General features: G+C 61.0%; 19 protein-coding genes and 2 pseudogenes. 16 read left to right on the top strand and 5 right to left on the bottom strand.

Features of this window, described 5'->3' with window-relative positions:
* Positions 1–13: 13 nt before the first annotated feature.
* The 5 genes from L6D74_RS24010 to L6D74_RS23990 are packed head-to-tail and all read right to left on the bottom strand — an operon-like array spanning position 14 to position 6800.
* Complete coding sequence (locus L6D74_RS24010) at positions 14–1258, bottom strand: MFS transporter (RefSeq protein WP_074690762.1); 1245 nt, start codon at positions 1256–1258, stop codon at positions 14–16.
* Positions 1259–1271: 13 nt separating this feature from the next.
* A complete protein-coding gene (locus L6D74_RS24005; protein WP_236190717.1) occupies positions 1272–3125 on the bottom strand; it encodes an IucA/IucC family protein in 1854 nt (617 codons plus the stop codon).
* 45 nt (positions 3126–3170) lie between these two features.
* Complete coding sequence (locus tag L6D74_RS24000) at positions 3171–4319, bottom strand: NAD/NADP-dependent octopine/nopaline dehydrogenase family protein (RefSeq protein ID WP_236190715.1); 1149 nt, start codon at positions 4317–4319, stop codon at positions 3171–3173.
* Between the two features lie 28 nt (positions 4320–4347).
* Complete coding sequence (locus L6D74_RS23995) at positions 4348–5391, bottom strand: PLP-dependent cysteine synthase family protein (RefSeq protein WP_276574955.1); 1044 nt, start codon at positions 5389–5391, stop codon at positions 4348–4350.
* A gap of 14 nt (positions 5392–5405) precedes the next feature.
* Complete coding sequence (locus L6D74_RS23990) at positions 5406–6800, bottom strand: Y4yA family PLP-dependent enzyme (protein ID WP_236190712.1); 1395 nt, start codon at positions 6798–6800, stop codon at positions 5406–5408.
* A gap of 587 nt (positions 6801–7387) precedes the next feature.
* Between L6D74_RS23990 and L6D74_RS23985 the strand changes: the two genes are divergently transcribed.
* From L6D74_RS23985 to L6D74_RS23915, 16 genes and pseudogenes are all read left to right on the top strand, one after another.
* Entirely contained in the window at positions 7388–8275 is an 888-nt protein-coding gene (locus L6D74_RS23985) for an HpcH/HpaI aldolase/citrate lyase family protein (protein WP_236190710.1), read from the top strand.
* Between the two features lie 15 nt (positions 8276–8290).
* Positions 8291–8692, top strand: coding sequence for a ParB N-terminal domain-containing protein (locus L6D74_RS23980; protein ID WP_039771147.1), 402 nt, complete (start codon positions 8291–8293; stop codon positions 8690–8692).
* Between the two features lie 160 nt (positions 8693–8852).
* Positions 8853–11057, top strand: a complete 2205-nt coding sequence (locus tag L6D74_RS23975) for a TonB-dependent receptor (RefSeq protein ID WP_236190708.1) — start codon at positions 8853–8855, stop codon at positions 11055–11057.
* 89 nt (positions 11058–11146) lie between these two features.
* On the top strand, positions 11147–11518 hold the full coding sequence (locus tag L6D74_RS23970; protein ID WP_064595782.1) for a hypothetical protein: 372 nt from the start codon (positions 11147–11149) through the stop codon (positions 11516–11518).
* 11 nt (positions 11519–11529) lie between these two features.
* Positions 11530–11661, top strand: a pseudogene (locus tag L6D74_RS30360) (dioxygenase family protein); the annotation flags it as partial.
* Positions 11648–11758 (top strand): annotated as a pseudogene (locus tag L6D74_RS23965) (PAAR domain-containing protein); the annotation flags it as partial. The pseudogenes L6D74_RS30360 and L6D74_RS23965, both read left to right, overlap by 14 nt.
* 182 nt (positions 11759–11940) lie before the next feature.
* Complete coding sequence (locus L6D74_RS23960) at positions 11941–12993, top strand: isopenicillin N synthase family dioxygenase (protein WP_236190707.1); 1053 nt, start codon at positions 11941–11943, stop codon at positions 12991–12993.
* Between the two features lie 58 nt (positions 12994–13051).
* Positions 13052–13861 carry a MetQ/NlpA family ABC transporter substrate-binding protein gene (locus L6D74_RS23955; RefSeq protein ID WP_039771213.1) on the top strand — a complete coding sequence of 270 codons (810 nt, stop codon included), beginning with the start codon at positions 13052–13054 and terminating at the stop codon, positions 13859–13861.
* Positions 13858–14658: a methionine ABC transporter ATP-binding protein gene (locus tag L6D74_RS23950; protein WP_085611878.1), complete on the top strand. Its 801-nt coding sequence runs from the start codon at positions 13858–13860 to the stop codon at positions 14656–14658. The genes L6D74_RS23955 and L6D74_RS23950 overlap by 4 nt, the downstream gene beginning before the upstream one ends.
* On the top strand, positions 14655–15326 hold the full coding sequence (locus tag L6D74_RS23945; RefSeq protein ID WP_236190705.1) for a methionine ABC transporter permease: 672 nt from the start codon (positions 14655–14657) through the stop codon (positions 15324–15326). The genes L6D74_RS23950 and L6D74_RS23945 overlap by 4 nt, the downstream gene beginning before the upstream one ends.
* Before the next feature lie 8 nt (positions 15327–15334).
* On the top strand, positions 15335–16891 hold the full coding sequence (locus tag L6D74_RS23940; protein WP_236190703.1) for a sugar ABC transporter ATP-binding protein: 1557 nt from the start codon (positions 15335–15337) through the stop codon (positions 16889–16891).
* Entirely contained in the window at positions 16884–17909 is a 1026-nt protein-coding gene (locus L6D74_RS23935) for an ABC transporter permease (RefSeq protein ID WP_236190701.1), read from the top strand. Before L6D74_RS23940 ends, L6D74_RS23935 begins: the two co-directional genes overlap by 8 nt.
* A gap of 31 nt (positions 17910–17940) precedes the next feature.
* On the top strand, positions 17941–18996 hold the full coding sequence (locus tag L6D74_RS23930) for a substrate-binding domain-containing protein (RefSeq protein WP_064595792.1): 1056 nt from the start codon (positions 17941–17943) through the stop codon (positions 18994–18996).
* Positions 18997–19005: 9 nt separating this feature from the next.
* A complete protein-coding gene (locus L6D74_RS23925; RefSeq protein WP_236190700.1) occupies positions 19006–19671 on the top strand; it encodes a sulfite oxidase-like oxidoreductase in 666 nt (221 codons plus the stop codon).
* 386 nt (positions 19672–20057) lie between these two features.
* Positions 20058–22445 carry a TonB-dependent receptor plug domain-containing protein gene (locus L6D74_RS23920; RefSeq protein WP_236190699.1) on the top strand — a complete coding sequence of 796 codons (2388 nt, stop codon included), beginning with the start codon at positions 20058–20060 and terminating at the stop codon, positions 22443–22445.
* A 42-nt stretch (positions 22446–22487) separates the two neighbouring features.
* Positions 22488–23749 (top strand): APC family permease (locus L6D74_RS23915; RefSeq protein ID WP_236190698.1); only part of this gene is annotated, 1262 nt, incomplete at its 3' end.

Raw genomic sequence — 23749 nt, 5'->3', positions numbered from 1 at the left:
GAAAACTCCTTGGTCAGTCGCCCGGCGGCATCTGGCTCGGTTGCATGACCATCGGCCGGTAACGCAAGGCAACGATGGGCATCAGCGCGAGCATGTAGGCGAGGCAGACAAACAGGTAGGTGTACTGCAAACCATAGACCTGGCTGAGTAACCCACCGGCCGAAATGCCGGCGATGGACGCGAATTGCGCAGTGCTTTGGGCAATGCCCAGCACGTAGCCCTGGCGCGAGCTGTCGGCGGTTTTGGAAATCAGGGCCATCAGCACCGGCGTGGTGGCCCCCAGCAATACGCCCCAGATGAAATAGGCACCGACGAACACGATCGGGTTGCGCGTGTAGCCGGCAAGGGCCGTCAGCGCAATACAGCCGAGGACGACATAAGTGATGCGTTGCAGGGTGTCCTGCTGGGTACGGTGCTCGAAGTAACGCGACCACGCGGTTGCCGACAGAATGAAACCCAGCGCCAGCAAGCCATAACACAGCCCGACCACCGAGTTGCTGACCTCGAACACCGAGCTGACGTACAGCGAGAACGACGTCTGCGGCAGCATCCGCGCCAGCAGCAGGATGCCCATGACGCCCAGCAGCGACAGCAGGGGCGTGCCTTGCCAGACGCTGGTGTTATGGCTGGCAGGAGCCGCTTTATCAGCGACCGGCGCTTTCTTCACTGGCGGTACATCCGGCAACGTCACGGCTGCGACCACGGTGCAGATGGCGCATAACACAGCGGCGATCATGTTGATCCAGAAGAATGTCGCGTAATCGAGGATCAGTCCGCCGACCACTGCGCCGAGCAACGAGCCGACGTTGGTGGAGATCTGCAGGATCGCGAACAGCCGTGCCCGCCGCGAAGGTGCTTCAATGCTCACGCCGTACGCCTGGGCCGGGGCGATGTAGCCGGCGAAGGCGCCTTGCAGGAAGCGCAGGATCAGGATCACCCAGATGTCACTGCACAGGGCCAGCCCAAGCTGGGTCAATGACAGGCCGGCGAGGGCGCGGATCATCATCAACTTGTGGCCGTAGCGGTCGCCGATACGGCCCCAGAATGCGCTGGTCAGAATAATGCCCAGCATCGGCCCGACGTACACGGCGATGCTGGCGAAGCTGAAAAGCGAGTCTGACGAGGTCAGCCCGCGCAGGTGGACAGGCCAGAATGGCCCGCTCATTTCCATCGCGCCCATCGAAATGAGCTGGATCGCGAACAGAAGATAAATCAGGACTCTTACGCGCGAACCCGCGATGGCACCTGCTTGGGTCATGAGTCAGCCTCGGTTATTGAACGACATTGAGCGGGTTGGTCAGCGTGTGCTGAATCCGGTAGTTGGAATACTGCATCATGTGCATGCGCAGCAACGAACGGGTCGGCCATGGATCATTGAGGAAGGCCTTGCGTTCGACTTCCCATAGATCCGGCGCGACACGCTCGCGCACCGCTGCGAACGCCTGCTCGGTTTCTTCACGCAGAATGCCCCACATCCGGTTGTTGTCCAGCGCGTACTCCTTGGTCAGCCACAGGGCCATTTCATGCAGGTGCGTGAGGAAGGCTGCGTCGAGCACGAACATGCGCACCGGCTCGATATCGCCCTCGAACACCGTTGGCAGAATGCCCGGCTGCACATGCGGTTGCAGGGTGTAGCCGCGTCCCTCCAATAATGGCGCGTAGGTCCTGCCATCGCCGAAATCGCGGATCAGCAGACTACGTGCTTTGCCATCCGGGGAAAACAGCACCATCGTGTTCTGCTGGTGCGCTTCGAGCCCGATCCCGTACATCAGGTAGATCGCCACTACCGGATGAGTGACCACTTTGGCGTACTGACGGAACCAGTCTTCCACCTGAGCGGCATTGGCCCGAACGCCGTCGCGCTCGATCAGCTCGGTGAACAGTGGTCGACCGTTGCCCGGCAAGCGAGTGAACAGAGACGCCACAGTGATCGGCAGACACTCGTCGTTACGCTCGAACGCTTGCTGGCTGGCACGGAACACCACCGACAGATGCCGGCCGGGATGGTCGTCCTGAGTGATCGCGTGCTTGTAACGCACGCCGATCTCCTCCGGGAAGATTTCCAGGCGTTGCTCGAAACCGTTTTCGACCTCGAGGATCTTCGTGATGACGGTGCTGATGCGTGGCCCCATGTGAATCGACTTGGCTTGCAGGCTGCGCAGTTCGCTGGTCATCCACACGGCAATCGGCAACTTGATCAGCGGCGCGCTCTCATTGAGCACCGGCATCATCGTGCGGTAGGACATGGTCGGCAGGGTCTGGATGTCCGGACCGTCGGTGATGAGAATGCCTTCTGCAATTTCCGCCGCAAAGTTTTTCAGCACGTAAGCCTGCAAATGCCATGAGTGAATCGGTAGCGGCAACCACTGGGATTCGTCCAGGCCCTTGTCGTTGAGCGACGCCTTCCATTGCGCCCATTGCGTTGGGAAGTTACTGGCGAACCAGCTGTGGTAATCGCTGACGTGAGGCATGCTTTCGCTTTTCGCCATGTCGGCCCGCAGCGCGGCAATGCGCAGCGGCACCTGGGCGTTAAACTCCGGTGACAGTTGCTCGACTTCCTCATCGCTGAGGCCCGGGCGGGCTTTCCAGGTTGGATAGTAGGGGTGACCTTCCAGCGAGCCCCACTGGTCGAGAAGGATCGCGGCGTCCTTGGTGCTGGCGTGCTGGCGCAGGTAATCGGTCAGGCTGTCGAGGCCCTGTTCCCGGGCGGCGGCGGCCAGTCGAGCGTTCCATTGCTGGCGATGCTGACGCGCGTGGGCGTCGTTCATCAGGCTGTTTTCCATGTCCGACTTGAGCCCGGCGATGCCTTCATCGGTGGGTTCGAAATCGAAGCTGTCGCGCAGCACATCCAGCAGGTCATGATGGGTGTAGATCACCTGGCGTACGCCTTCATCGGTCATCAGGATCACGTCGCCGTCATTGACTACGGTATCGGCCGGGCCCTTGGCGATGTTGGAAAAGAACACATGGGAACGACCGTCTTTCAGCGCGTACGTGGCCTCGTTACCGGCCTCAGAGAAGCGCAGGCCCGCGCGATCCAGAATGTTTTCGGCAAACAGGCAACGGATCATCCGTCGCAGGGCGTTCTTGCGGGAGTAGGCGATGAGTGTCTTGAAGTCATCCATATCAGCTATCTGCTCGTCGAGAAGTTAATGAAAAGTTGAACCCGCTCACGCGGTGCGCGGCCATTGGCTGGGGAAGTAGTCGAGCGCCGAGTCGCGCAGGCCCTGCATGTAGGAAACGCTCCATTGCAGGACTTCTTCGATGTAGGGGACTTTCAGTTCGAAGCGCCGGGCCATTTCCACCAGCAGCACGAGGCCGTAGGCAACGTCTTCGTTGAAGGCGCGGCTTTCGCGCTCGATCACGTAGCCGGCGCGGTTGTCGTCGGCCGGAATCATTGGCGCGAGGATGTCGTTGTAGGCCTGGTTGGTGCGCAGGATCGACAGCATGCTGCTCTGATCGCGGATCTGCTCGCCATAGGCCTCGACGATTTCCTGCTTGAGGGATTTGACCGATGACAGGTCGATGCCCATGCGCTGGCTGATCACGCTGCACAGTTCCTGACTTTCCTGATCCATGCGCTCCAGAAAATAGGCGCCCAGCTCGGGGCATTCGGTCCACCAGCACATTCGTTGCGGGAAGTTCTTGCGATGCCATTGGCCGTAAGGACCGATCAAACCGTAGATCACCGAGCTGTGCATGATCGGGTTGCCTGGTGTCAGGGTGATTTCCAGGTAGTGGTCGAGCATCGTCACGCAGGGGCCATAAAGCGTGGTGAGGATTTTTTCCAGGTGCTGCCGTGATTGCGCTGATTCGCGGTCGTGCAGCGCGACATACAACTGGCTCTTGCCGCCGCCCATCTTGACCGACACCCCTGGCTTCAGATTGAACGCGGTGTGCGGCACATCCTTCATGCCCCAGATCACCACGTTCGAACGTTCGCCCAGCGAAGCTTCGGCCAGCCAGTCGAAGCCGCAGAAACCCGGGATTGCGCCGACGTACACCGGTTTGCCTGAACTCAAATGCGGTGCGATGGCTTGCAGGGTTTGCGGTCGTGCGTGGGCCGGAACCGTAATGATCACGATGTCAGCGTCAGCAACTACAACACTCGCATCGCTGCTGACCTGGTCCGGTCGCGCGCTCAGCGTCGAGCCGTCCGGCATCAGCGCCAGCATCGGCAGATTGGCGAGGTGACGATCAACCACCTCTTGATTATTGGTGAGTATCGAAACGTGAACATTGGGCAACTGTTTAAACAGGATGGCATTCAGATGCCCGGTCCGGCCTGCGCCGCAGATGGCGACTTTCAGCGGTTTCATACAAAGACTTTCCTGTGTGGGAGACGCGTCAGGCGACGCTCAATTGCAAGGGAGTAGCGTCGGATTCCAGCCAGCGGGTCTTGCCCAGCCAGCGATCCAGTTGCGGTGCGACGTCCGGGTCCAGCAGATCCCGCTCTTGCAGCCATTTGTCGTCGAATACGGTGTGCAAGTACTTCTCGCCGCCGTCGGCAATTGGCACCACAACGTTGCCGGTCAACGTGCCTTTGTGAATCAGCTCCAGCGCCTTGAAGATCGCTCCGCCGGTGGAGCCGCCGACCAGCAGTGCCAGGTTGCGCGCGATGTAGCGGGCGGTTTCGAAGGCCTGGGAATCGGTGACCTGCAAGCCCAGGTCGATGCAGCTGTAGTCGAGCACCAGGCCAACGGTGTCGCCGGCCGGGGTGCCGGTTCCCGACTGGTAATAGGGATAGCCGGGATGGCCGAAGACGATGGAACCGGCCGGTTCGACGGCGACGGTAACGATGTCCGGGTTGTGCAGTTTCAGGCCACGGGCAATGCCGGTCATCGAGCCGCCGGTGCCGACGCAACCGACGTAGGCGCCAATGTGGCCACCGGCCTGGGCGATGGTTTCACGCACGAAGTCGCTGTAGCCGCCAGCGTTGGCCGCGTTGTCGGACTGGTTCATGAACACCGCGCCGGGGATCTGCGAAGCCAGTTCGGCCGCCAACCGTTGACGCTCGACCACGGCCACTTCGTCTTCGCGGTAAGTGCCGGCGACAAAACGGATTTCGGCGCCCAGAGCCTTCATCACCGCGATCTTGTCCTGCGCCGCATGGTGATCGACCACCGCAATGAAATGCAGGTCGAACTCCACGGCTACCATCGCCAGGCCGATGCCGGTATTGCCGGAGGACGATTCCACGACCACACCACCGGGTTTCAACTTTCCGGACTTGAGCGCCGCCAATACCATGTTGCGCGCCATACGGTCTTTAATGCTGCCGCCGGGGTTGTTCTTCTCTATCTTGAGCAAAAGTCGAGCGTTGCTATCCGGAACATCAATGCCCAACATTGGTGTATTGCCAATAAGATCCGAAACTTTATTCAGTATCATCTGGACGTCTTCCCTTAATAGTCAGGTGTGAATGCGTAGTTACCTTCCGTACAACAAGTCGCCATCAGTCGCCGTGGCAACGGGTGACGATGAAATTCGTTTTCCAGCAAGTCCATCTGATAACCGGCGGTATTGGCATAGATCAATAAATCGCCGGTTTTCGGTGTTGTTTCGAAGTTGATCAATCGATGAGTAATCACATCATCGTCCAGGCAACTATGTCCGGCGATGTAGGCTTGCATCGGAACGTGTCTCGATTCTTTCGAAGTGATCAGGATTGGATCGACAAGGTATTCAGATGAAAACCAGGTTTCGCACGCGCTGAAACTGCTGCCTTCGGCGAATATCACAACTTTGTTGTCGACCAATTGTTTGGTGCGCGTTACGCGAAAGACGGTGACCGCTGCTTGATCCACCAGACTTCGGCCGGGCTCCAGTGCCAGTTTTATATTCTGACTCTTCAAGTAACCGGCAATGGTTTTTTCCGGGGAATGCTCCGACGCCAGGAATAAGTCCAGCCACTGGCAAGCCGTCAGACTGCTGCCATAAGGGTAATAAGAGTGGGGTACTCGACGATTCTGATAATGACCAGGGTTGTTGTCGTTCTGCAAAAAACTGTCGTACTCCTGCGGGTCGACATAGCGCATCGGCAGGCCACCACCGATGTCAATCATGACCGGGTCGAGGCCCATTTCCCTGGCGGCATCGAAGAAGCCGGTCACTTCATGGAAGGCCTGTACCCGGGTTTCGTAGCCGTATCCGCCGAGGTGGAAATGGAACCCTTCGAAGTGCAACGACTCCCGATGTTCCGTCAGCCATTGCAGGCACTGAAACACGTCATCGGCGCCCATGCCGAAGCGGCTCGACGGGCAGTTTGTCGGTCTGTAACGCAGCAGGACTCGGGCTTTGGCCGGTGACGGCGAAGTGTCGAGCAACGCTTTTAGCTCGCTGAATTCCTCTCGGGAATCCACACAAATCAGCGAACCGCCTTGCACCAGCGCTTGATGAAACGCGTTGGTTTTGGCCGGCCCGGTTGCGCACAGATGTTCCGCTTCGGTCCCGGCGCGCAGCGCAGCTTGCAGTTCAAACAGGCTCGATACGTCAGTGCCGATGCCTGACGACGCAGCCGCAGCCAGCAGGCACTGGGACTTGTTGGCTTTGGCGCCGTAGAAAATCGCGTAGTCAACGTTGTGCTTCTTCAGCACCGATTGCAGCGCCTGGGCGTTGGCCTCAAAGGCATGTGGCCACACCAGATTCAGCGGCGATCCGTGTTGTTTAACAAGCTCAACAAGTTTTCCCGGTGAATGTTGAAGAAAGTTTTCGATAATAGGATCAAGTAACGGTTTCAGCACTTTTGTGTACTGAGCTACAGTTGTTTCTTTAATGGGCGGCGCAATTAATTCAGGCATAGAAAACCTCTGGCGTAAATAATCGCCATATGTATGTTGCGTGTTCTTGCTGCTCGTCAGATACGAATTTTTAAAAAGGTGGAGGCGGATGACAGATCCGCTCTGGAATTAAACAAGGGGCATGCTCTTTCATAAAATTTTCACAAATCTGTTTCATGAGAACCCCACTCCTTAAGGCTCAGGCAGGCAAGGAGAAGGCCAATAAAATATGGCCTTGTCGCTTTTGAAGTGCCATTGCCTGACATGTAAATGACATCATTGCGCCGAACTTTCCGTGAACAAAATCGCAAGTCTTGATTTGAGTCTCGACCCTGTCAGCGGCTCGAACAATATTGCGAACGGGAACGATTATCAAGTAAGGTTTTCAAATATTTTTGAATGAACACACACAACAGGGGAGTGCGAAGCCGTTTGTTCGCCTGCTCAAGTAAGCGCTCGCGTATTGATTAAAAATTCTCTTAACGCCTTGTTATTCAAGGTGTTGACGATTGATTCAATGCGCCTGAAATCAACCCGGTTTTTCCCCTGTAACAGGTGTTCGAATTTTTTTGAAAACCCACGACTGAAGCACGCTCAGGAGAGTCCCGATGACTGTTCGTCACAGCACCAACGCTACGCTTCCCATCAGCTACCTGTTCGTTCCCGGCAACCGCCCGGAGCGTTTTTCCAAAGCGGTCGACGCCGGGCCGGACGCGATCATTCTCGACCTCGAAGATGCCGTTCATCCGAACAGCAAAGCCGTGGCCCGGGCGTCGATCTGGGCCTGGCAACAGAGCACGCCTGAAACCGCCTGCCGGCGTTACATCCGGCTGAACAGCGTCGGCAGTTCGCTGTTTCGCCAGGACATGACGTGGCTGGGCGATATGCGCTACCCCGAGCGCTGCGCGGGGATTTTCCTGCCCAAGGCCGAATGCCCGCAGAGCCTGTCCCATGTCGTCAGGCGCCTGCTGGAATGGAACCCAGAGCTGCAGATCGTCGCCATCATCGAGACCGCCAAGGGCTTGCATCAGGTCGAGGCGATTGCGGCGATTCCCGGGTTGGCGCGGCTGGCATTCGGTTCGCTGGATTTTTCCCTGGACATCGATTGCAGCCAGATTCCCGAAGCGTTTCTGTTCGCCCGCAATCGCATCGTGCTGGCTTCGCGGGTGGCCGGGTTACCGGCGCCGATCGATGGCGTGACCCCGGCCATCAGCGACATGGAGGTGGTCGAGCGCGACTCGCGTTACGCCCGGTCGCTGGGGTTCGGCGCCAAGCTGTGTATCCATCCTTCGCAAATCACCAAGGTGCAGAAAGCCTTCCTGCCCAACGCCCGCCAACTGGCGTGGGCGGATCGGGTCCTGAGCGCGGTGGCCGGGGGCAGTCACGCGGTGCAGGTCGACGGCGAAATGGTCGATCTGCCGCTCATCGAACAGGCCCAGCGCCTGCGGGACATGGCCAGCCAGTACGCGTTGCTCGCCAACGCGGATGCCTGCTGAAACCGGGGGTGAAGCATGGGACATGGTTACCAGATTGCCTTGCGTGCGCTGTGCGACGTGCGGCAATCCGAGCAGGTCGATCCGCTCAACGTGCAACGTCTGCGCGAGGCGATCATCCAGGCCGGGCATTGGCTGGAACCGATCATCGTCGAGCGTTCCCGGGGCATCGTGATGGACGGCAACCACCGGTTCAACGCAGCGCGGGCACTGGGGTTGAAACGCGTGCCGTGCATCCAGCTCGACTACGCCGACCCACGGGTTTGTGTGCGTCACTGGCAAACCGGACAAGCGTTCGAAGTGGCGCAGATTTTCACCACCATCGAGCGTGGCGAATTGTTCCCGTACAAGACCACCCGCCACGCGTTCGACCCCGCGCTGCCGGTGGTCTCCATCCCGCTGCACTGCCTGTATGACTGATCGGCGTCGGAGGGTGGATTTCACTGTCCCATCCTCCGGCGTTTTCCCCTGCGGGCGATCCGCGCAAAAAAATATTCGGCCACGCTGATACTTTTTCGATTGTCGACTGGCAAATAGGAGTCATTACCATTTTCAGCCATTCGAGAAGGACCCAATCGTCATGTCTGTTGCACGCCGACCCTGCAGTGAACGCGCCCTCACACTGGCCATTCGCACCGCGATGCTGAGTTCTATCCTGGCCGCAGGAAGCGCCACTGCCTGGGCAGCAGACCCCAAGCAACCCGAGCAACAGGACGCCGCCGCCACCGAAGGGCTGACGCTGGACACCACCAACGTCAACGCCCGTTACAACGGCGCAACCGCATTGCCGGAAGTCCTCGCCGGCGGGCAGGTCGCCCGAGGCGCAAGGCTGGGGATGATGGGCAACAAAGACGTGATGGACACGCCGTTCAGCGTGACCAGCTACACCGCCAAAACCCTCGCGGATCTGCAAACGGTCACCGTGGCTGATGCACTGGAACGCGACCCATCGGTGCGCTCGACCGGGCAGACCGGTGGGATCGTCGATTCGTTTTTCATCCGGGGATTTGCGATAGGCGAGGGCAACCTCGGCGAGCTGGCCTATGACGGTGTGTACGGCGTTGCGCCCAACTATCGCGTGTTCACCGAATACGCCGAGCGCGTCGAAGTGCTCAAGGGTCCGGGCGCGCTGATGTACGGGATTTCGCCCAACAGTGGCGTTGGCGGCGTGATCAACATCGTACCCAAACGGCCGCTGGCCGAAGACCTGACCCGCTTCACCGGCAGTTACGCGTCGGACTCGCAAGTGGGCGGGCACCTGGACATCAGTCGGCGTTTCGGTGACGAAAACCAGTTCGGCGTACGTTTCAATGGCAGCCTCCAGGGCGGCGACACTGCGGTGGATGATCAGGAGAGGGCCCTCAACATCGGTGCCATCGCCCTCGACTACCAGGGCGAGCGCTTGCGTCTGAACCTGGATTTCATCAGCCAGAAAGAGAGTTTCGAGGCGGCGTCGCGCCCGTTCACCATCGCACCGGGCGTCGAGATTCCATCGGCGCCCAACGGCCGCACCAACCTGCCGCAGGACTGGGGCTGGTCGGACACCAAGGAGCAGTCGGCCTTGCTCGGCGGCGAGTACGACCTCAACGATAATCTGACGGTATTCGCCCACGCCGGCGGTGGCCGCTCCGACGTCAAGCGCATGTCCGACCAGGTGCCGCGAATCCTCAACGACGCCGGCGACACCAGCAACATCCCCGGCTACTACAAATTCAACGTCGACCGTTCGACGGCCGACGTGGGCATGCGTGCGCTGTTCGCCACCGGCCCGGTCACCCACACGACCACGATCATGGCGACCCGTTATCAGGACGAGTTGTCCCGTGGCATCAACAACGGCACAGAGATCCGCTCGAACATCTACCACCCGGTGGACGTGCCGAAGCAGTACATCAACTCGCCGAAAGTGCTGCGCGTTTCCGAATCGGAACTGTCCGGCATCGCGTTGACCGACACCCTGGGCTTTCTCGATGACCGGATCCAGTTGACCCTCGGCGTGCGCCGTCAGGACATCGAATCGCGTAACTACAACGCTTCGGGTGCAGTCAGCTCCCGTTACGACGACAACGCGACGACGCCGCTGGCGGGCGTGGTGGTCAAACCGTGGGACGACGTTTCGCTGTACTACAACTACGTCGAAGGCCTGAGCAAAGGTGACATCGCTCCGGGCACGGCGGCGAACTCCGGCGAAACCTTCGCACCCTACAAATCCAAGCAGCACGAAATCGGTGTGAAGTACGAACACGGCACGTTCATGACCACCCTGGCGCTGTTCCAGATCGAGAAGCCGAGCGGCGAAATCGGCGCCGGCAACGTGTTCTCGGTGCAAGCCGAACAACGTAACCGTGGTGTCGAGCTGAGCATGTTCGGTGAAGTCGCGCCGGGCACCCGCCTGATGGGCGGCGTGACCTTGCTCGATGGCGAACTGACGGATTCGGCCACCGCCGCCAACCGTGGCAACAAACCGGTGGGCGTGCCGGATGTCCAGGCCAACCTCTGGGCCGAGTGGGACACACCGTGGGTCGAAGGTTTCACCCTGACCGGCGGCGCGATCTACACCGACAGCCAATACGTCAATCAGGCGAACACCCAGGAACTGCCTTCCTGGACCCGCATCGACGCCGGCGCCCGCTACGCCACCAAGATCGAGGGTCGGCCAACGACATTCCGCGCCACGGTGCAGAACGTGTTTGATCGCGAGTACTGGTCGGGTGTGGCGTCCTATGGCGCGTTCTCCCCGGGCTACCCACGCACGTTGCAGTTGTCGGCGACCGTCGACTTCTGATCCGGGGGCGCACTGTCGGGTGCGCCTTCTTCTATATAGAGCTACGCACAGCGGTTGATCACAGAGCCTTCAAGGAAAGGAGTATTCGAATGTTAACCAGCCCGGCATCGACTTCCTCTGGTACGCCATTGCCGATCCCGAAAGTCCAGCGAGCCTTCGATTTCGAGCGCAGCACCAACGAGCATATCCGTGAGCTGCTGCATTATTACGGGCTGCGCACCAGCCTGATCCGGATCAAGGTGATCGATGCCTTGCTGGTTGCTACACGGGAAGGACGCGCCGTTGGCGGGCGCGGGGTGCATGGGTATCTGCAGGCATTTGTCAGGGGCATTCAGTTCATCAGCGTCAGGGAAGTGCTCAAGCGTTTGTGCGAGGAGGGCGTCATCGTGTTTCAGCCCGACAAAAGCTACCGTTTCACCGGCGAGGCCTATGCGATGCTGGAGCAGCATGCCGATCGCTGAGTGATCGGGTGTGCCGGCCAGATCAAACCACCTGTTCGCAGGTGGTTTTTTCGTTGGGGGCCGTCAATTCTGATTCGCGCAAACACGGCCAGCGCCCGGCTCATATTCACTTCTTCATTTCCGCACCGGGGCAGCAGCACCTATACCGTCGATGGCACGCCCATTGCGCTGGGTGGGATGAAAACTGCGTGTGGGGCGGCGCTTATCGCCAGCGGCCCGAAAGGCGTGGTGGTCAGCTGAGTCCCGTAGTCAGACAGACCTAAGCTAATGCAAAAAAGATATTTGTTCGGTGTTTTTAATATCGTTTAGTTTTGTTTCATAGACGAACCAAAAGCATCAAACCGACAGACCCCCGATTGCCATGACGGCACACGCTGAATCGATCACGGACTCTTCAGGTTTGATTCACACGGGAGTGAATCATGCCGCACACCTCAGACATCACCGCATTACCCATCCTCGACCTGTCCCAGCTCGACGGTACGCCGTCGCAACGCCAGGCATTTCTTGATGACTTGCGCCATGCCGCCCGCGATGTGGGTTTTTTCTACCTGACCGGCCATGGCATCGACGCCGGCCTGCTCGATCAAGTGCAGGACCACGCGCGCCAGTTCTTCGCCTTGCCTGACAGCGAGAAAACCGCTGTCGGCATGATCAATTCGCCGCACTTTCGCGGTTATAACCGCGCCGCTTCCGAGATCACTCGAGGCCAGCCCGATCAGCGTGAGCAATTCGATCTGGGCGCCGAGCGTGAGGTCTTGCCGTTGAACGCCGACAGTCCGTTGTGGGCGCGGCTGCAAGGGCCGAATCAATGGCCCGAGGCGTTGCCGCAACTCAAGCCGCTGTTGCTCGACTGGCAGCAGGCGATGACCCAAATGTCGCTGCGCCTGCTGCGCGCATTCGCTCAGGCGCTGTCCTTGCCGGAAGACGCTTTTGACCGGTTGTACGGCGACAAACCCAACGAACACATCAAGCTGATGCGCTATCCGGGGCAAGCCTCGACGGCGAGCAATCAGGGCGTCGGCGCGCACAAGGATTCGGGTTTTCTCAGCTTCCTGCTGCAAGACCAGCAGGCCGGTCTGCAAGTGGAAATCGAAGAGGGGCGCTGGATCGATGCGCTGCCTCGGGACAACACCTTGGTGGTGAACATCGGCGAATTGCTGGAGCTGGCCACCAACGGTTATCTGCGCGCCACGGTGCATCGTGTGGTGTCGCCGCCGGTGGGCAGCGAGCGCTTGTCCATCGCGTTTTTCCTCGGCGCGCAACTGGATGCGGTGGTGCCGCTGTATCCGTTGCCGACGGCGCTGTTGCGTGAGGCGCGCGGCCCGGCGAGTGATCCGCTCAATCCGTTGTTCCGTGATGTCGGCTGGAATTACCTGAAGGGCCGACTGCGCTCCCATCCCGATGTCGCGCAGCGCTTTTACGCCGACGCGTCGAACACCAGCACACCGCTTCGCAAGACCGCCAACGCCTGATCCATCACTCGCAAAAGGTCGCTTTCCCATGTTGAAAAAAGCAGTGTTGAAAAAAGCAGTGTTGAAAAAAGCAGGCCTGACCCTGGCCGTCCTCGGCGCGCTGGTGACTTCGTTCAGTGCTCAAGCGCTGGAGCCATTGCGCGTTGCCGCCGACCCGGTGCCCCACGCGCAGATTCTGGCGTACATCCAGAAACTCGATCCGCAGCTCAACCTCAAGGTGATCGAAATCCCGCAGGGCGTGAACTCCAACGAACTGCTGGTACACGGCGATGTGGACGCCAACTACTTCCAGCATCTGCCGTACCTGCAATCCCAGGAAAAGGCCCTCGGCGAGAAACTCGCGGTGGCCGCCACGGTGCACATCGAGCCGTTGGGGATTTACTCCCATCGCCACAAAACCTTCGCCCAGGTGCCGGACAAAGGCACGGTCGCGGTGCCGAACAATGTCACCAACCTGAGCCGCGCGCTGTACCTGTTGCAGGACAACGGCCTGATCAAGCTCAAGCCTGGTTTCAATGACCCGGCGGCCGATCAGGCAACGCCCAAGGACATCGCCGAAAACCCGAAACAGCTGAAGATCCTCGAAATCGAATCGCCGCAATTGCCCCGTGCGCTGGATGACGTGGACCTGGCAGTAATCAACGGCAACTACGCGCTGGAAGCGGGGTTGGTGCCGGCCAGGGATGCGCTGGGGCTGGAGAAGGCCGAGCACAACCCTTACGCCAACATTCTGGTGACCACGCCGAAACTGGAAAACGATCCGCGCATTCAGCAATTGGCCAAGGACCTGACCTCGCCGCAAGTCGCCAAGTACATCGCCGAGAACTTCAAGGGCTCGGTGATCCCGGTGGCGGATGCCAAGCCATGATCGTCGTCGAGCAGTTGAGCAAGACCTATCCGTCAGCGTCGGCTCCGGCGCTGGATCAGGTGTCGCTGAGCATTCCCGATGGCGCGATCTACGGGATTCTCGGGCGCAGCGGCGCGGGTAAATCGACGCTGCTGCGTTGCCTCAATCTGCTCGAACGCCCGGATGCCGGGCGGATTCTGCTGGACGGCGAAGACCTCACGGCGCTGTCCGACCGTGAGTTGCGCCGCCAGCGTCAGCGCATCGGCATGATCTTTCAGGGCTTCAACCTGCTGCATTCGCGCAACGTGTTCGACAACGTCGCGGTGCCGCTGGAAATCGCCAAAGTCGCCAAGCCACAGCGCCATGAACGGGTTCGCGAGCTGCTGGATCTGGTGGGGCTGGGCGACAAGGCCGAAGCCTTTCCATCGCAACTGTCCGGCGGGCAGAAACAGCGGGTGGGCATTGCGCGGGCCCTGGCGGCACGGCCGGCGTACCTGCTGTCGGACGAAGCCACCAGCGCCCTCGACCCGGAAACCACAGCGTCGATTCTGGAGCTGTTGCGCGACATCAACCGCCAGCTCGGTTTGACCATCGTCCTGATCACCCACGAGCTGGACGTGGTGAAGTCGATCTGCGATCACGCCGCGTCCATGGCCAACGGAAAACTGGTGGAGGCGGGGCCGGTGGCCCGATTGCTGGCCGATCCGCAGTCCGCCCTTGGCGCTTCACTGCGGCCTAGTTGCGGCTTGCCGCTGGGGCATGACGCGCCCGGTTTGAGCTTTCTGCGGCAATACGGCGTACGGGCGGCCCACTCATGAACCGCGTGATCGACTGGAATGAAATCCTGCAACTGGTGCTCAACGCTACCGGCGAAACCCTGTACATGGTGCTGCTCGCCGGGTTGTTCACGTTACTGATCGGTTTGCCGCTGGGGGTGTTGCTGTTCATCAGCCGCCGTCAGGGTCTGTACCCGTTGCCGAGGCTCAATCAGGCCTTGGGCGCGGTGATCAACCTCGGTCGTTCGCTGCCGTTCGTGGTGATGCTGATTGCCCTGATCCCGCTGACCCGCCTTGTGGTCGGCACCACACTGGGCAGCACCGCCGCCGTGGTACCAATCACCATCGGTGCCTTTCCGTTTTTTGCGCGGATCGTCGAGAACGCTTTGGACGAAGTCGAAAAGGGCCGGATCGAAGCGGTCCTCGCCATGGGCGGTGACATCCGCCACGTGATTTTCAAAGTGCTGTTGCCCGAAGCGCTGCCGGCCTTGCTGGCGGGCGTCACCCTGACGCTGGTGATGCTGATCGGTTTTTCTTCCATGGCCGGGGTGATCGGGGGCGGTGGACTGGGCGATCTGGCGATCCGCTACGGCTATCAACGATTCAACAATGAAGTGATGGTTGCCACCGTCGTGGTGTTGGTCATCCTCGTCCAGGGTGTGCAAAGCCTGGGCGATCGACTGGTGCGTTCGCTGGCTCATCGACGTTAAGGAATTTTATGGGTGCGCCTGTCGCCGTGGTCTCCGAGCCACTGATTCGTGTACGTGAACTGAGCAAGACCTTTGGCTCGAACCGGGCGCTGGACCGGGTCAGCCTGGATATTTTTCCCGCCGAAGTGGTGGCGCTGCTCGGCGCCAACGGTGCGGGCAAATCGACGCTGGTGAAAATCCTCGCCGGCAGCCAGACCCACGATGGCGGCGAGATCTGGATCGATGGTCAGCCCCGGCATTTCAGTTCGCCGCTGTCGGCGCGCCGCTTTGGCATCGTCGCGGTTCATCAGCAGATCAATGAAGGCATCGCGCCCGGCTTGAGCGTGGCGGAAAACCTGCTGCTCGATGAACTGTGCCGGCCCGATGCGGACTTCTGGCTCAATCGCAGACGCCTGCTGGAGCGCGCCGCGAGCATCGCCGCTGGCCTCGGGCTGGTGCTGCCGCTGGAGCAGCCGATCGAACACCTCGGCCAGGCCGAGCGGCAACTGGTGGTGCTGGCCCGCGCCTTCGCCCTGCAACCACGTCTGTTGATTCTCGACGAGCCGACAGCGGCCCTGTCGGATGCCGAAGCGCAGCGCCTGTTCGGGCTGATCGACACCTTGCGCAGCCGTGGCGTGGCGATTCTGTACATCTCCCATCGCCTGTCCGATCTGCAACGAGTGGCTGACCGCGCCGTGGTATTGCGCGACGGGCAACTGGCCGGTGAGTTCAGTGCCCTGCAATTGCCCGAGGCACTGGAAGCGATGCTTGGTCAGGCGCTGGAAGCCCACGTCTACGCACCGCGAGCGGCGGGGCGCGAAGTGCTGAAACTGCGCGACGTGAAGATCCTGCCGCGCACCCAGGCTTTCGATCTGACCTTGCACGAAAACGAAGTGGTGGTGCTGACCGGATTGCTCGGCGCCGGCAAAAGCGAAATCGCCGAAGTGCTGTTCGGGCTGCGCAAACCGTTGTCCGGCTCTCTGCAACTGGATGGCATCGAGTGGCAACCGGGCTCGCCACGCCAGGCAATCCAGAATGGCGTGTTCTTCGCCGCCGAAGATCGCGCGAGCCAATCGCTGGTGGCGGATTTTTCATTGCGCCGAACCCTGACCTTGCCGTTCCTCGAACGCTTCACCCGTGGCGGTTTCATCCGCAACCGTGCCGAAGCGGCGGCGGTGGAGGCGCAAGTCTCGGCGCTGGGAATCAAGACCGCCGGCATCGATGTGCCGATGAGCGCGTTGTCCGGCGGCAATCAGCAGAAAGTCGTGCTCGGTCGCTGGCTGCTCGGCGAGGGCAGGGTGCTGATCCTCGACGAGCCGTTTCAGGGCGTCGATGTGCGTGCCCGGCGCGAGATCGGCCAGTTGCTGCGCGACAGCGCCGCTGGCCGCGCCACGCTGGTGATCTGCTCGGATGTCGATGAAGCGCTGGAGATCGCCGACCGGATTCTGCTGGTGCGCGATCACGCGGTGGTGGCCGAGTACCCGCGTGCCGGGCTGGATCGCGCCACTCTGGTCGCAGGGCTGGCCGGCAGCGATCCGCAAAATTCTGTTGTTCACGCCGCGCCAAGGAGTAGAGCGAGTGCCTGATTCGAGTTCCCTGTTGTCATCCGCCCCGGCGCCGTCCGAGCGATTCGTGCAAGCGCTGATCCGCTACGGCCTGCTGTGGGTGCTGGCGTTGATCGTGGTGTTTTTCAGTGTGGCGGAACCGGCGTTCCTGCGGGTCGGCAACCTGTTCAGCATTTTGCAATCGGTATCGATTGTCGCGCTGCTGGCGCTGGGCGTGACGCTGACCATGGCCGTGGGCGGGCTGGATCTGTCGATCGGCGCGGTGGCGGCGATGAGCCTGATGATCGCCAGTTACGTGATGGTGGTGCTCGGTTGGGGCGCGGTGCCGGCGGTGCTGATCAGCCTGGCGGGTGGCGCACTGGTCGGGCTGCTCAACGGCTGGTTGATCGTGAAGATGCGCGTGCCGGACATTCTCGCGACGCTCGGCAGCATGTTCCTGGTGATCGGCGTGCAACTGATCCCCACGGGCGGCCGCTCGATTGCGGTGGGCATGACCCTGCCCAATGGCGACGAAGCCGAAGGATCGTTCAGTGCGGTGTTTCTGGCACTGGGTCGCGGGCGACTGTGGGACATCGTGCCGATTCCGGTGTTGATCACGGCGGTTGTCGCGCTGGCGGTGTGGCTGTTTCTCGAGCGCACGCGCATCGGCCGGCTGTTCTATGCGATTGGCGGCAACGAGCAGGCGGCGCGTCTGGCCGGTGCGCCGGTGCAGCGTTTCAAGTTGCTGGCTTATGTGCTCTCGGCGCTGCTGGCCTCGCTGGGCGGTTTGTTGCTGGCGGCGCGATTGGGGCGCGGTGATGTCAGCTCTGGCAATGGTCTGGTGCTCGATGCACTGGGCGCTGCGCTGATCGGTTTTGCCGTGCTCGGGGCGAAGAAGCCCAACGCGTTCGGCACGCTGGTCGGCGCGCTGCTGGTGGCCTCGTTGCTCAACGGCCTGACCATGCTCAACGCGCCGTATTACGCGCAGGATTTCGTCAAGGGACTGGTGCTGGTGCTGGCCCTGATGTTCACCTTCGGCCTCGCGCATCGGGCGCGCTGAGCCGGTTCATTGAAGCTTCAAGGAAAGATCCATGCACGGTTCAATCAAACAGTTCGCACGTCATTGCCTCGCCGGGGCGCTGCTCTCGGCGCTGGCCTTCAATGCCCAGGCCAAGGCCTTGCCCGGTGCGCCGGCGCCGTTCGATAAAGGTCAGGTACAGATCGCGCTGGTGGGCTATCTGTTCTCCGGGGATTTCCCTGAAGCCTATCTGCGCGGGGTGGAGAAACAGACCGAAGCGCTGGGCGCCAACCTGCGGGTGTTCGACGCGCGGCAACAGGCGGCGAGCCAGGGCGAGATGATCGATCAGGCCGCCGATCTCGGTGTCGACGGGATCATCGTGCAACTGGGGCTGGCGGAAACCCTCAAAGGGCCGATTGAGCGGGCGCTGGCCAAAGGCATCAAGGTCGTCGCATTCGACGTCGACCTGAACACGCCGCAAGTGACTCAGGTCGAGCAGGATCACCACGCACTGGCGCGGCTGGCACTCGATCAAGCGCTCAAGGACAACGGCACCCGCTTCGACGCCGGGTATGTCTACATCAGCGGCTTCACGCCGATGGAGCGCCGCGACGAGATCTGGAGCCAGGTCAAGGCGAGCAATCCGGGGATCATCGAGAAGGCGCGCTTCGGCACGCTCAATCCGCCGATTGCCAACTCGGTGGCGGATCAGGCCAGCGCCGTGTTGCGGGCCAATCCGGGGATCAGCGTGATCTTCGCGCCGTTCGACGAGTTCGCCAAAGGCGCGAAGATCGCCGTCGATGAGGCCGGTCTGAGCCGCAAGGTGAAGATCTACAGCGCCGATATTTCCACTGCCGACATCCAGATCATGAAAGAACCGGACAGCGCCTGGGCCGCCACCGCTGCGGTCAATCCGCAAGTGGCCGGGGCGATCAGCGTGCGCAGTCTGGCGATGCTGATTGCCGGGGAAAATCCGGGGCACAAGGTGCTGGTGCCGCCGACTCTCATTACCCGTCAGCAACTGCTGGATCTGGACGTGAAAAACGTGCGCGACCTCGGGCAAAAACTGCCGGCCTTCGGTGACACCGCCAATGTCGCGCGGGCACCGTGGATTCCCGTGGCGAACTGAGGAATCGACATGCACGACAAGGCTGCGCGCCTGCGCAAGAGCCGTTCGCCGAAAGCCGATGTGGCGCTGGGCGAACGGCTGCCGCCGGGGCAGGTGCTCACGGAGCGTTTCCCAATCCTGCACGAAGGCGAGGTGCCGGCGTATGACCTGGCGACGTGGTCGCTACGACTGTTCGGCACTTTGGCCAACCCGGTCGAGCTGACCTACGCCGATCTGCAAGCGCTGCCACAACGCTCGTTGCAATGCGACATTCATTGCGTGACACGCTGGTCGAAGTTCGACACCCGCTGGAGCGGCGTGCACCTGCAAGACCTGTTGCAGGCCCTGGACATTCGGCCGACATCATCCTTCGTCATGGCCCACGCCGATCACGATTACCAGACCAACCTTCGTCTCGATGACCTGCTGCACCCGCACAGCCTGCTGGCCACCCATTACGACGGTCAGCCGCTGACCGCGCAGCATGGCTGGCCGCTGCGGCTGGTGGTGGCGGGGCGGTACTTCTGGAAAAGTGCGAAATGGCTGCGCGGGCTCGAATTCACCGATCAGGAACAACCTGGCTTCTGGGAGCGCAACGGCTTTCACTTGCACGCCGATCCGTTCATTGAACAGCGTTTCAGCGGCGATGCGCTGGACATTGCCAAAGATGCCTGGCGGGAAAAGGACTTCGACTGACGGCATCTAACTTCGCACCGAAAAACACAGATTAATAATGCTCTCTACAACAACGTGGAGTGTGTTTTTGTGCGTGATTAGTTGTTGGTTAGTTGGGTATTCATGTTGTTGCGCAAACACAAGTGTTGCTCAGGCAACACTCCGTTCGTCGGGCATAACCTAAGCGTTATTGGTTCTTTTGCGGCAGAGGACCGCTCGTCTAGCATCGGTAAACAGGGGGTTCTACTAACTTTGGGGTTCTTGCGCTCTAACAGCCGATAGTTGTTCAACACACCTGGCTGCCTTTCTGAATATCAAAACTACAGCAGAAATTGCCGTGCACCGATTGCCGACACTTCATGATTCGGCAGCGGCCGGTTATTAACTGCGATTCAAGGAGCTGTCGCATGATTCACCGTTCGCGTTCATTACTCGCCATCGCTGTTGTCAGTGCAATCTGGCAACTTCCTGCGCAAGCCGAAGAGACTTCCGCGCGCGTCGACGATGACACACGGCTGGGTACCGTGCTGGTCACCGGCACCCGGGGCACCGCACGCACGGTGCTGGATTCGCCGGTGCCGGTGGATGTCTTGACTGCCGAGGATTTGAAGACCGCCGGCGCCAGTGGCGGTGAGTTGGGCCAGGCGTTGCAGACGCTGTTGCCGTCGTTCAGTTTTCCGCGCCAGTCCAACTCCGGCGGCGCCGACCACGTGCGCGCCGCACAGCTGCGCGGCATGAGCCCGGATCAGGTGCTGGTGCTGGTCAACGGCAAGCGCCGCCACACCTCGGCAGTGGTCAACGACTCGTCGAAAATCGGGCGCGGCACGGCGCCGGTGGATTTCAACTCGATCCCGATCAGCGCGATCAAACGCATCGAAGTACTTCGCGACGGCGCGGGTGCGCAGTACGGCTCGGACGCGATTGCCGGGGTGATCAACATCATCCTCGACGACGCCCCCGAAGGCGGTGAAGTCTCCACCAGTTACGGCGCCTACCACACCCACCAGGACGCCATCGGCAAAACCACCACCGACGGCCAGAACAGCGTGACCACGGCCAAGATCGGTACGCGGCTGGGCGAGGAGGGCGGCTTCATTCGTGGCGGCACCGAGTACAAGGATCGCAACCCGACCAACCGCGCCGGCTACGACGGCTTCGCCGACACCCCGGGCCAGCGCAACTACGTGATGGGGGACGGCGTGGCGCGGGACGTCAACGCCTGGTTCAACGGAGAATTGCCGTTGGCCGGCGGCAAGGCCTACAGCTTCGGCACCTACAACGAACGCCACACCACCGGCGCCGAGTTCTATCGCTACCCGTCCGAGCAGCCGCAGTTCTATCCCAACGGCTACTTGCCGCAATCGTTGGGTGACAACACCGACATCTCCGCCACCGCCGGCTACAAAGGCCTGATCGGCGACGACTGGGATTTCGACAGCAGCGTCACCCACGGCCGCAACCGCTTCGAATCGGCGACCCGCCGCACCCTCAACGTCAGCCTCGGCGCAGACTCGCCGACCCGTTTCGACACCGGCGATTACGAGCTGCGCCAGACCACCACCAACCTGGATTTCAGCCGCGAATTGCGCCTCGGCGGCCGCTCGTTCGTGCTGGCGGTGGGCGGCGAATATCGCTACGAAAACTACCTGACCTTCGCCGGGGACGAGGCCTCCTACATTGGCTCCGGAGCCGATGGCGCCAACGGTCTGCGCCCGAGTGAAGAGTCGGATCTGGATCGCAACGTGTTCGGCACCTACGCCGAATTGTCCGGTGATCTCACCGACCGCTTCTTCGTCGACGCCGCCACGCGCTGGGAACATTACGACGACGCCGGGAGCAAACTCACCGGCAAGCTCAGCGGTCGCTACAAACTGACCGATCAATGGGCGTTGCGCGGTGCGGTGTCGAACAACTTCCGCGCGCCGTCGCTGGTCCAGAGCGGCTTCCAGAACACCACCAGCAACTTCGGCGACGGCGGCACGCTCACCGACATCCGCGTGTTGTCGGTCAACGACCCGATTGCCCGTGCCCTGGGCGCGGAAAAACTCGATCCGGAAACCTCGAAGAACTTCAGCCTCGGCCTGACGTTCCAGTTGAACGAACGCTTCGATGCGTCGCTGGACGTGTTCCGCATCGACGTCAAAGACCGCATCACGCTGTCTCAACGAATCGGCAGCGACGCGCTGGAAAGCTACATCAATGACAACTTCGGCGTGCCGGGCGTGCACGACGTCAACTTCTTCACCAATGCCGCCGACACCCGCACTGACGGCGCCGAACTGGTGCTCAACTACCATCAGCCGTTCTACGACGGGCAACTGGGTCTGACTACCGCGTACACCTACAACCACACCAAGGTCACCAGCACCAAGGGCACGCCGTCGCAGCTGACCGCCTTAGGGATCGGCAATGACGCGCTGGTGGGCGTCGAGGAACGCAACACCCTGACCGATGCTGCGCCCAAGGATCGTTTCGTGTTTTCCGCCAACTGGACCAGCGAACATTGGGGTTTGCTCGGGCGTCTGACCCGTCAGGGCGAGACCACCCGGGTGTTCGATTTCGGCGACTCGCAGCCTGAGCAAACCTACGGCGCGGTGTGGCAGCTGGACGCCGAGGTGACCTACAAATTCACCCCGAAATTCAGCATCGCTCTTGGCGGCAACAACCTGACCGACAACTACCCGGAACGCTCCGGCTCGGCCATCAACTACGGCGGCAACCTGCCGTACGACGTGCTGTCGCCGATCGGCACCAACGGCGCGTATTACTACGCCACCGCCACCTACGGCTTCTGAGTCTTTTCCGCCATGGATGGCGGATCATCAGCGGGAACCTTCATGACTCAAACCAATGGCCCCAAGCGGCACCTGCCGGTGTTCCAGGCATTGCTGATCACGCTGGGCATGGTCATCACCACCGATATTCTCAAAACCGCACCGACCGTTGCCTTGAACGTCGGGCCGGAACATTTCTATTGGGTCTGGGTGCTCGGCGGATTGGCGTCGATGGCCGGGGCCTTGTGCTTTGCCGAGATGGCCACCGCGTTCCCGCATCCGGGCGGTGACTATCATTTCCTGCGCACCGCTTACGGCGAGCGCATGGGTTTCCTGTTTGCCTGGTCGCGATTCTCGGTGATGCACACCGGGTGGATCGCGTTGTCGGCGTTCATGTTTGCCGACTACTTCAATGCGGTCGTGCCGTTGGGGCATTACGGATCGGGAGTGTTTGCCGGTGCGATCATTGCCGCGTTGGTGCTGTTGAATCTGACGGGCAAGCACATCGGTTTCATTACTCAGACTGTGTTGGTCGGGCTGCTTGCTCTCGGGTTTCTGAGCATCGCCAGCGCCGGGGTCTGGCTGGCGTGGCAAGGGATCGAACCCGCGCTGCCCAGCGATCCGGTCGTGCCCGAACACACTGGCGCGGCGGGATTTTCAGCGGCGATGATCTTTGTGTTTCTGGCCTTCGGCGGCTGGAGCGATGCCGCGACATTGTCCGCCGAAGTGCGCGACGGTCGACGCGGGATCTTCATCGCCATGCTCGGTGCGCTAACAGTGCTGATGGCGATCTATCTGGCGCTGAACTGGGCGTTCGTCCAAGGGCTGGGATTCGAAGGCCTGGCGGCGAGCAACGCGCCGGCGGTGGAACTGTTGAACCGCGCTTTCGGTGCCCCCGGTGTTTTGCTGATCCTGCTGATGGTCGGCATCGCGGCCATCGCCACCATCAACTCGACCTTGCTGGTCGGCGCCCGCACCACCTACGCCGCCGCCCGCGATGTGCCGCAACTGCGCCGCTTCGGTGAATGGGACGAACGCGACGGCGTGCCGCGCAAGGCGTTGCTGGCGGAGGGGGCAGTCGCGTTGTTGCTGGTGTTGTTTGGCAGTTTTACCCAGAGCGGTTTCAACACCATGGTCGAGTACCTGACACCGGTGTACTGGTTGTTTTTGAGCTTGAGCAGCCTGGCGTTGATCATTCTGCGGCGGCGTTTCCCCGAGATCCCCCGGCCGGTCAGGGTGCCGTTTTATCCGGCTTTGCCGCTGCTGTTTTTTGGCTTGTGCGTTTACATGCTTTATTCCAGCATGACAGTGGTGGGGTTGGGGGC

Origin of the sequence: Pseudomonas pharyngis (assembly GCF_021602345.1) — a bacterium.
GTDB lineage: Bacteria > Pseudomonadota > Gammaproteobacteria > Pseudomonadales > Pseudomonadaceae > Aquipseudomonas > Aquipseudomonas pharyngis.
This window is presented reverse-complemented; position numbering and strand designations above follow the sequence as displayed.